The organism is Bacteroides sp. An322, from assembly GCF_002161765.1.
In the GTDB taxonomy this organism is placed as follows: Bacteria; Bacteroidota; Bacteroidia; order Bacteroidales; family Bacteroidaceae; genus Phocaeicola; species Phocaeicola merdavium.
This window is the reverse complement of record NZ_NFIN01000073.1, coordinates 1-567: the sequence shown is the minus strand read 5'-3', so window position 1 is coordinate 567 and position 567 is coordinate 1. Positions and strand designations below refer to the sequence as shown.

The following is a 567-nucleotide window of genomic DNA, read 5'->3' as shown; positions in this document are numbered from 1 at the left end:
CTTACCTTATCCGTCTGCTTGCACACACAGACGAGAACTTAGACGAGTTGACCGGAAAGTATTACGACCCGCAGGAGTTCGTCGACTACAAAGCCAGCGTAGAGAAACCTTTGCCCATGATTTACCAAAGCGGGTATCTTACTATCAAAGACTACAAGCCCAGACGCGGCACTTTCCTGCTCGATTTTCCGAACAACGAAGTGAAGAAAGGCTTTGTCTCGTTAGTCGCTTCCGATTACCTCAAGCCCAAAAGGGAAAGCGTAAACAGTTGGATACAAGATGTAATCGATGCCTTGGAAGATGGGGAGACCGAAAAGCTGCACAAGCTCTTCACCTCTTTCCTTGCAGACATTCCTTACACCATGCGGCGCAAAGAAGATGAACGGGAAAGGGAACGCTATTTCCACTATACCTTCTACCTGATATTCCGTTTGGTTAGTGTTTATACGGTCTATACCGAGAAAGAGCAGAGCGAAGGAAGGGTGGACTGCATCGTAGAGACACCGGACTATATCTATATCTTCGAGTTCAAGTTAGACGGTACGGCAGACGAAGCCCTCCGACAAA

At 47.6% G+C, this 567-nt stretch carries 1 protein-coding gene; it reads left to right on the top strand.

Going from position 1 to position 567, the window contains the following annotated elements; all coding sequences use genetic code 11:
• Nucleotides 1-567, top strand: a 567-nt coding sequence (locus tag B5F91_RS14775) for a PD-(D/E)XK nuclease domain-containing protein (protein ID WP_204244714.1), incomplete at both ends; no start/stop codon positions are given.